The organism is Cupriavidus sp. GW821-FHT02F09 (assembly GCF_059421605.1).
Genome location: NZ_JBWKVH010000086.1, coordinates 1 through 8056 on the forward strand (window position 1 = coordinate 1; position 8056 = coordinate 8056).

The 8056-nt window shown below is 63.8% G+C and carries 10 protein-coding genes; 3 read left to right on the top strand and 7 right to left on the bottom strand.

Translation table 11 applies throughout. The features are described from left to right. Positions 1 to 105: 105 nt before the first annotated feature. Positions 106 to 600 carry a hypothetical protein gene (locus tag AC07XB_RS38590; protein ID WP_493688200.1) on the top strand — a complete coding sequence of 165 codons (495 nt, stop codon included), beginning with the start codon at positions 106 to 108 and terminating at the stop codon, positions 598 to 600. 232 nt (positions 601 to 832) lie between these two features. Further along, on the top strand, positions 833 to 1609 hold the full coding sequence (locus AC07XB_RS38595) for a hypothetical protein (RefSeq protein WP_492833150.1): 777 nt from the start codon (positions 833 to 835) through the stop codon (positions 1607 to 1609). 23 nt (positions 1610 to 1632) lie between these two features. On the opposite strand, the gene AC07XB_RS38600 is transcribed toward AC07XB_RS38595, so the two are convergent. The 6 genes from AC07XB_RS38600 to AC07XB_RS38625 all read right to left on the bottom strand — a co-directional run bounded on the left by AC07XB_RS38600 (position 1633) and on the right by AC07XB_RS38625 (position 6750). After that, positions 1633 to 1890: a hypothetical protein gene (locus AC07XB_RS38600; RefSeq protein WP_492833148.1), complete on the bottom strand. Its 258-nt coding sequence runs from the start codon at positions 1888 to 1890 to the stop codon at positions 1633 to 1635. Positions 1891 to 1954: 64 nt separating this feature from the next. Next, positions 1955 to 2089 carry a hypothetical protein gene (locus tag AC07XB_RS38605; protein WP_492833146.1) on the bottom strand — a complete coding sequence of 45 codons (135 nt, stop codon included), beginning with the start codon at positions 2087 to 2089 and terminating at the stop codon, positions 1955 to 1957. Between the two features lie 176 nt (positions 2090 to 2265). After that, entirely contained in the window at positions 2266 to 2952 is a 687-nt protein-coding gene (locus AC07XB_RS38610) for a hypothetical protein (RefSeq protein ID WP_492833144.1), read from the bottom strand. A 298-nt stretch (positions 2953 to 3250) separates the two neighbouring features. Further along, positions 3251 to 5305, bottom strand: a complete 2055-nt coding sequence (locus AC07XB_RS38615; RefSeq protein ID WP_492833142.1) for a hypothetical protein — start codon at positions 5303 to 5305, stop codon at positions 3251 to 3253. Then, on the bottom strand, positions 5302 to 6063 hold the full coding sequence (locus AC07XB_RS38620; RefSeq protein WP_492833140.1) for a PP2C family serine/threonine-protein phosphatase: 762 nt from the start codon (positions 6061 to 6063) through the stop codon (positions 5302 to 5304). Before AC07XB_RS38620 ends, AC07XB_RS38615 begins: the two co-directional genes overlap by 4 nt. A gap of 3 nt (positions 6064 to 6066) precedes the next feature. Next, entirely contained in the window at positions 6067 to 6750 is a 684-nt protein-coding gene (locus AC07XB_RS38625; protein WP_492833138.1) for a vWA domain-containing protein, read from the bottom strand. A 127-nt stretch (positions 6751 to 6877) separates the two neighbouring features. Between AC07XB_RS38625 and AC07XB_RS38630 the strand changes: the two genes are divergently transcribed. Beyond that, a complete protein-coding gene (locus tag AC07XB_RS38630) occupies positions 6878 to 7384 on the top strand; it encodes a hypothetical protein (protein WP_492833136.1) in 507 nt (168 codons plus the stop codon). A gap of 19 nt (positions 7385 to 7403) precedes the next feature. Here AC07XB_RS38630 and AC07XB_RS38635 read toward each other — a convergent pair whose 3' ends face one another. Beyond that, the gene (locus AC07XB_RS38635) at positions 7404 to 7802 is read right to left on the bottom strand and encodes an SEL1-like repeat protein (RefSeq protein WP_492833134.1); all 399 of its coding nucleotides are present in this window, start codon (positions 7800 to 7802) and stop codon (positions 7404 to 7406) included. Between the last annotated feature and the right edge of the window lie 254 nt (positions 7803 to 8056).

Sequence of the window (8056 nt, forward strand, 5' to 3'; positions counted from 1 at the left end):
CCCCACTTATCGATAGGTGGGGACCTATTGTGCTTATCGGTGCTTCAGTGTCTAGACGGTCATGACCGGGTGCTTACCTCGAAGTTACCGCGGACCAAGGCGGCAATGCAGCACTATTTTTCCACGCGGCGCGAATTTCTCGGCCGCATGGGGCTGGCCGCTGAGGATGAGACTTACGCTGAACCCACCTATTGGACAGTGGACTGGGTCACGGTGCGCGACTATCGCTGGGCGGCGGGTTACGGAGCCAATGGCATCAGTCAGAGTTTTCGTACATGGGATGCCCGCAGCGGGGAAGAGATCGATCCGTGGACCTGGGTCGGTGCACAATCGAATACAGACACGCCCGGCATCGGCTCGCTGCCAGCAAAGCTGAAGGCTTTTCTGACCAAAGGCTACAAGCCCGATGCAGCTTGCAAAGTGAACAGAGACATTGAGGACTCCTATTTTCTCACTCTGGAAAAAACCGGCCTGCGGTTCTGGGTGATGCCTGACGGTAGTGGCTGCGACAAGGACTTTCTGGTGACATATGCAGAGCTTTCTCCGTTTCTGACAAAACGGGGGGAGGCCGCGGTGGCGAGAATCGTCGGCACACGGTGATGCGGCGCCGTCATCGGACGGAAGGCCACGAAAGCGGTGCCGGCCATCGCCGGCCTAAGCCTACGGGGCGCAGCCCTGGCAAGCGTGAGCGCGCAGTGCTGGCGACCGCCAGGGCGGCGGCATCTGAGAATGGCATTAGCGTGACGCGCAGCATCGTGCGGGCCTACCCGCGCTGGTGCGCGAATGGCGCGTCGCGAGCGCCCTCGCCGATGCGGTCGCAGGCTAAGTTCCGATGTCCGCAATGCTGCGCTGGAATATGCGCATGCTAAAACGTAAAGAAGTCCTGCAAAATTGCCGGCGTCTGGTATTACTGGTGGCGGCCTTGACTGCGACGACCTGCGCATCAGTAGCGCGCGCAGACGACACCGTTGTACCTCCCTCGCTGGAATGGGGCCAAGTGCCGGAGGGAGATCTCTATGTGTTGATCTCGAGCGCCTCTCACGACAGCGCGGAACTGCTGGCGTTGGCACGCGAGCTGATCGTTCCCGCCTTGGCACATAACACGGTCGTCGCGCAAATCTGGAGTAACACAACTGCTCCAGTACAGTTTTGGCATATTATCGAAGCGGAACGGATGCAGCGTGAAGGCGTGGATATCAAGCAGGTGCTGGCTGCGTTAAGTACGCAGCTCAATTCGCCAGCACAGGAAGTTCGAGGCATCCATCTGCCGCAAGCCTGGGTGCTTGAGGGATTGGCACCGGCCCCCTATAGGGATATGGCCGCCGCTACGATAGAAGCATCGGGCGGCAGGCAGATATCCGTCGCGCAACTGGCACATTCCCAGTACATGCTGCACCCACCCGCATGGAAGGAGCGGCGCATCCTGTCCCTGCGTATCTGCGGCGTTCAGGGCGTCGACCTGCAGGGGCTTGCCTTCATAGTCGAGAGCGGCCTGACAAAGCTGGCTGGGTCGTTGCCGGAAAATGTGGGAGTGCAACTTGGATTCGTGGGCAAGGAGTATGGGATGTCTGATGGGCTGTTCGTGATGATCGAGGAGGCGGCACGCTGAGCCGCGCTCCTGGTACTGTCAGGCTAGGATGGAACGCAGCCAACACGCGGCCCGGCAAGCAGAGCCGCGAAGCGGCATTCGGCGGGGCTGCGTGACAAATTGCGCTTCGCACAAGCGATGGCGTCCTGCAGGCTTGGGGCGGCGACATGGGCCGTGGCTCGAAACGTTGGTCGTCGCTGCGGCCCCGCCGTGACATCCACTGCAAATTTCTTCCACGCATTGTCGCGCCAATACGCCTCGGCGTCCGCCTCATCGCCGAACACGATTCTCGTTTGCTGCATGCGGCCTCCTTGCTGGTGCTTGCTCGTACAGGGTGGCACCGCCGCCCTGCCCTCACCGCTTCCGTCAGTGGGCCTTGCGCGGGCGCATCGGCTCCGGCGGCCAGGAGTCGGCCATGTCGACCGCCACCGCACCGGCCAGCGTATCGATCGGCGCACGATGCCTCTCGGTAGCACCCACGCCGTTGACATGCGCTGCCACGCAGAAGGCCATCAGCGCCGAAAGGGGCTCCCAATCGAGTCAGCACCCACGGCAGCAGTTCGGCTTTCTTTTCGAAGCGGATGTCGGTGAAGCCGGCGGCCAAGATCGCTAGCTGCTGGAAGCTCTGAAAGCTCCGGAAGGCAGATGAGAAGGGACTCAAATCCCGATGAGGTGAGCTACTTGCGTCGAACATAAACGCCGTCAAAACGTACATTTTCGCCACCGCAGTTTGCATTGTCGCTTGCGACCAGGAACCGCCCCACGCGCACAAAGTCAACGACGCAAAACCTTTCATCCTTGCCCATGCTTGCACGCTCACTCCGTGGCTCGATTTCGCCCTCTAGATCACCCACGTTGATCCGCGGACCCGAACCGTAGGTCGCTTCACCAGTGACGCGCAGAGCGCCATTTGGAACCTTTGAGATCCTGATCCAGTTGGTGCCGAAACGCCACGTCCCGACCCAGTCCGCCAACAACGGCGTAGGAACTTTGACCGTAGCGAGTTTCTCTGCTCTGATCCAACGGACGGTTTCATGCCGCCGTCCCTGATACCACACGCATGCCCAACCGTTTTGACGCTTGTTGACGATTACCTCATCGCCAGGGACAAGATATGCCTTGTCACTGCAAGCTTCAGTATCGGCTGGGCAGCCTTTCTCATCGACAAAGAGATCAATCCTGGAGCCTTCTGCGCCATGGACGCGGGCCAGTTCGAGTTCCTTGTTCTCCGAAGGGAAGTATCCATTCCGGCAACTGTAGGTTTCAATCTCAGTCGCGTGGGCACATGTGAATGCAGCAAATGCAAGCATTGACGCGCCAAGGCAGCGAAGGGTGAAAATAGGGAGCATTAGCATGTCCTCCATGGGATCAATTCCGGGCTTGCCCAACGCCCGCAGCAGGCCTACACCTTCGACCGTGACGCAGGCCACCGCGCAGAATCGCCCGCTCCCGGTGCTCTCAAACGGCGGTGTTGGTAGAGGTGGGTTATCCCTCCTCCATTGCGTGATCTCGCCTACCGGATCGTCTGCTGAAGCTTACGGTCGGCGCCGGCGCGCCTGGGCGCGCTGGGGTGTTCCACACCTCCAGCAGCGCCGATAGGGGCTCGCTGGTGATCGGAGAGAGAAAGAGAGAGAAAATCAGCATAGCGACTCCAGTCCAATTTCAGGGCGCGCCGAATGGCGCAGCTGCGATACTGGGATCGGCCGGGGGCGGCAGTTTGGCGAGCTTCGCAGCCAGCTCTCCGGCAGAGTGGCCGGCGCTCGCCCAGCGCTTCGGGTCCGACAGGATGCGAAGGCGAAAACTGGCCCATCTGGCGTTCATTGCCGCCGTATCGCCCGCAGCCTTCAGCCACTCAGCAATGGCAATGCACGCGACCGCCTCCTTGTCGCGCTGCGCGTGCAGGGCGACCGCGCCCAACCCGTACCAGCCGTGGGGCTCGCGGGGACTGCCCCAGACCACCTGCTCGAAATACAGGCGCGCAGCCACTGGCTCCTTGCGGCGCAAGTGGTACTCCCCAAGCGCGAAGGCCGCGTACGAAGCAGCGGGATCGCGCGCCAGCAAATCGCGGTACTGGTCGTAATATCCTTCGAGCTCCGCCTCTGCGGCGTTCGTTTCCCCCGCCCCTTGCGCCGCTGCCGAGCGCACCTCGCGCAGCCTGATCTGGTAGTTGTTTGCGATGTTGTGGTAGTCGCTCTCGCTGCTAGACGCGCTGGGGAGTGCCTGCATTTTCAGGCGCAGCAAATCGGCCTGGATGGTATCGAAGTGACCTTCGGCGACGGCCTCGATGATTCCCCGGATGTCGGCCCGCCCGCTGGCCAGCGCTGGCGATCGCTGGGTGGGTATGACGCGGCCCCATTCAGGCGGCCGCGCTATTTCTGCGGCATCGGCCGCGCTTGCGTCGCCAGCCCGGCCGTCCGCGCGCCAAGCATACACAATCCCGCTAGCAAGGATAACCAGGCCGAAGACGAGCAGGAGAATGCCCCTCTTGTTCCCGCCGCCCACAGACGAGTTGACGGTGGACGGCACGCCCGCCGGCTGGGTCGGCGCCATCGTCACCTGGCTGGCTGGCGCCAAGGGCTGAGGCACCTGTCGCTGAGCCGGTTGCCGGGCTGCGGGCTGCCGTCCGCGCTTGGCCCGGCCTGCCTTGCGCTTACCGCCAGCCTGCGTGGCCGCGCTGACGGCGCCGGCGATCATCGCACTGCGCGCACAAGCCGCGCAGGCCGAGCCTGCAAAGTGCTGGTGCGAGGGATCGGCGGCGCAGACTGCCAGCCGCTGGCTGCTGCGCAGCGCGTACTTGCGCAGCACCCGCGCCCATTCGGCCGGCGCGGGCCGGCTGCCCGGCTGCCCGCCGAAAGCGCTGTCAAACATCTCCCGCAACTCCTGCGGCATCTGCGCGTGGCCGCTCACCGGGTTGGGCGTGATCGCCTTGTGCGCGCACTGGCCATACGCATAGTAGCGGCCGCGGATGCGCCCGGGCAGGTCGGTGGGAACCCGCCCATTGGCGGGCCGGCCGCTAAACGGATGAATACCGAAGTTCAACAACTGGAAGATCACCACCGCCAGCGCGAAGCGGTCCTGCGCCTCCTCGCCGGCGGCGGTCAGCCCGCCATCCTGCAATTCCGGCGCCAGATAGTCTGCGGTGAACTGCTGCGCCGCAAAGCGTTCCGACTCGCCCTGGATGCTGAAGCCATCGCAATCGAGCATCGCGATGTAGAGCGAATCGCGGTAGAAGCGCAGGTTGACCGGCTTCAGGTCCACCACGTAGTGATGCCGCTGGTGCAGGGCCGCGATGACGCCGCTCAGATTGGCGGCCAGCGTGATCTTGGCACCCAGCCCGGTGGGCAGGCCAGCGACCCTCGCCTGGCGCTCCTGCAGGACCTCTTCCAGCTCGGCCGTGTGCTGGATGTCCAGCACCGGCATGGCGAAACCGATAAAGCGGCCACGCCCGTTCTGCAGCGGCGCCTGCGGCCAGGCGATCTGCACATAGCACTTGCCGTTCTCGACCTGGTCCGGCAGCTCGGGCGACAGCCGTAGCATCGCGTCGATCTTGCGCTGGTAGCTGGCCAGGTCCATGTGGTCGTGATAGAGCTTGGCCACCTGCGCCGGCGCCTCGGCCAGCAGGAATACGCTCCCGGCGCCGCCGCTCTTGACCAGGCGGCCCAGCGTCAGGCTGCGCTTGCGGTCCAGCCAGACTTTCCGTCCACTACGAGCGCTCATGCCCGCAGCGCGACCAACAAGGTCTTGTCATCGCCGGTGATCTGGTGCGTGCGCGGATCGTCCAGCGTGGCCGCCAGCGCGCGGTTGCCCTCATCGATGTCGGCTACCCCGCGCAGATACCGCTCGACCGGCTCCATGAAGGGTGCGTAGAGCCCGGCGTTGCCCTTGCTCATGGCAAACGGCATGGCGCCATCCGACATCAGCGCCACGCCTTGCAGCGGCTGGCGGATCGGCAGCACCCGGAGCTGTTCGCGCCAGTGCGGCCCGGTGACGAAGTAGGTCTCGTTGGCGTACTCGCCATTGGCTGGCAGCGAGATATCCGGCTTGCCCGCGCCGTCGCGCGGCTGGGCCACGCCCACGCCATCGCCGATATGAAAGAAGCTGCCGCGCTCCGGCGTGGCCACCACGCCAACCAGCGTGCTAGCGTAGTCGGCCATCCCGGCACCCGCCGCACGTGACACCTCCTGCAGCGCGCTGCGCGCCAGCCCGATCACGCTTGCCACGGCCTGCTCGAACAGTTCGCCGGACAGCTCCGGCAACTCCTCGCCCTGCTGCACCCGCGTGGCCAGCGCATGCACCACCGATCTGGCAATGAACTCGGCACCTGCCTGGCTATAGCGCGCCGAACCCGCACCGTCGCAAACCAGTGCGATCAGCACCTCGCCCACCACAGCATGCGCGAAGGCGTCCTGGCACGGCACGCCGCGCTCGGCGTGCGACTTGCCCGTTGCCGAAGCGGCAAAGATCTTCCAGGCCATCGTTCAGACCGTGACCGCGGACCAGCTGTCGGTGGACGGCAGTTGCGCCAGCCCGCCCGGCGTGGACTGCGACACGACCTGCATGCTGGCGCTGAGCCACAGGAACAGCTCACGGAACTGCAGGCCCTTGAGCTGCTTCACGCCGCCCGCGCCGCGACTGCTGAACTGCTGGAGCACATCGATGCTGGCGCCCTCGCCCACCGCGATCGGGAACACGGCTACCTTGCTGGCCTTCTCGGCCTGGCGGGACTGCGCCGCGCCCGGCTCCCACTGGTCAGTGGGCGCGCCATCCGACATCAGGAACAGCCACGGACGTGTGTAGGCCACGCCCGCCTGGCGGAACCGCAGCTTCTCCTGCTCGATCTCTGCCAGCGCCAGTTCTACCGCCTGCCCCGTTGGCGTGGTACCGTCGGCTCGCAGTTTCGGCGCGCTGAAATCCATTGCATCGCACCAGTCACCGGCCACCTCGGCCTGGTCGTAGCCGCCGTATTGCACCACCAGGATGCGGACCCGCTTGCTGGCGATGACGTCCGCCTTGAGCTCCTGCTCCAGCAGGGCCAGCCCTTCGTTGAGCTGCCGGATCGGTTCGCCGTCCATGCTGCCCGAGCAGTCCAGCACCAGGACCAGCGGGGTACGTTGTTCGGTGTTGTCGATCAGAGCGACATCGGGAATGAGGGATTTCGTCATTGAGCTATTTGATGCATTGTTAGCATGATTCGTGGATTAATATTCGCATCGGCGATGCGAAGCGCGCGCTTGCATGTAATGCGCAAGCACCTTTCCTACTATGGCAGCCCCCACCCGGAGGGCTCCTGTGGCATCGGTTCGGTCGCGCATCAATTTCCCATCAAACTTGTTTGATGCTTCTTACCAAAACACCGAAGCCATGCACCACTGCCTCGTCGCCGTACTGCTCGTCATCAGCGCCTTGCCCGCACTCGCCCAACGGCCGGTTGCGCAAGACTTCCGCTGCCTGTCCTCGGGGACAGGGGGTATCCAGCTCGAATTCCGGATGTTCTCCGATCCGGATTCACACTGGACAGGTGGCTACGTCAAGTATCGCAAGTCCGCGCTGGCTATCCCGCTGGTGCTCAAGTCGTCGGATGGCGTCGAGATGGCCAAGGGACGGCCCTGGGAATACACCGACGTCTGGCTGGAGGTGTCAGGCGGAAAAATCAGCGGGGAATACGAGGTGATTCGCCAGGGTGCGAACATCTATGGCTTTACCTATCAGAATCGCAAGACGGCCAAACGAACCGATTTTATTCAGGACAATGGGGCGATGGGCGAGGACGGCTGCGTCTGGCCGCAAGTGCGGTAATGCCACCGAGGTCGACCATTTAATTTTGGCTCCGCCGCCTTGCATCACCAATGGACCGCCTCGTGATCGTCCACCGCCCCGCCTCGTCCTTGGGGACGCCGTAGCCCTGCGAATACGCATGGCCAACCGCACCGCGCAAATCCGCGTCGCCCTGCTCGGCGGCTGTGCGCAGCCGACCGAAGCACGCTCGCACATCCCTCTTTTCGCGGGTGCCGTAGAGATGGGTCATGGCCGGGCCCGCCTGGGTTGCGACCGCACCTGCCTTGTCGCGCGCTTGCAAGACGGTGGCGGGCTCGCACATGCCATCCTGCATCGCCGCGTACAGCTCATCGGCCTCGCCGGCCCGGGCGCAGCCGCCGGCCATGGAAATGGCAGCAAGTCCCAGCATCAGGGCCCGACGCGTTTCATTTTGCTTCATGTCGCTCCTCGGTGAGGTGTACCGCAAGTGTACTGGCAGCGTACTGCAAATGAAATCGGACACGTCCTAATCAACGAGCATTGCCCCGCGGTAAGCCGTGCGCCGCCCCCCGTCGCCGATCGCTCCCTTCGAGCTGCGCACGCCCCGATGGTCACCCTGCTGCGGCGCTTTCCCCTGTAGATACTATGAAGGGCCGCGGAGGTAAGCCCCCTGGAGTAAAACGAAGATTCCAAGTCTCGTTTCTCGAGGAGCAC

Coding starts and splice junctions, on each gene's coding strand:
- AC07XB_RS38590 (WP_493688200.1), top strand. CDS start 106: ATGCAGCACTATTTTTCCACGCGGCGCGAATTTCTCGGCCGCATGGGG.
- AC07XB_RS38595 (WP_492833150.1), top strand. CDS start 833: ATGTCCGCAATGCTGCGCTGGAATATGCGCATGCTAAAACGTAAAGAA.
- AC07XB_RS38600 (WP_492833148.1), bottom strand. CDS start 1,890: ATGCAGCAAACGAGAATCGTGTTCGGCGATGAGGCGGACGCCGAGGCG.
- AC07XB_RS38610 (WP_492833144.1), bottom strand. CDS start 2,952: ATGGAGGACATGCTAATGCTCCCTATTTTCACCCTTCGCTGCCTTGGC.
- AC07XB_RS38615 (WP_492833142.1), bottom strand. CDS start 5,305: ATGAGCGCTCGTAGTGGACGGAAAGTCTGGCTGGACCGCAAGCGCAGC.
- AC07XB_RS38620 (WP_492833140.1), bottom strand. CDS start 6,063: ATGGCCTGGAAGATCTTTGCCGCTTCGGCAACGGGCAAGTCGCACGCC.
- AC07XB_RS38625 (WP_492833138.1), bottom strand. CDS start 6,750: ATGACGAAATCCCTCATTCCCGATGTCGCTCTGATCGACAACACCGAA.
- AC07XB_RS38635 (WP_492833134.1), bottom strand. CDS start 7,802: ATGAAGCAAAATGAAACGCGTCGGGCCCTGATGCTGGGACTTGCTGCC.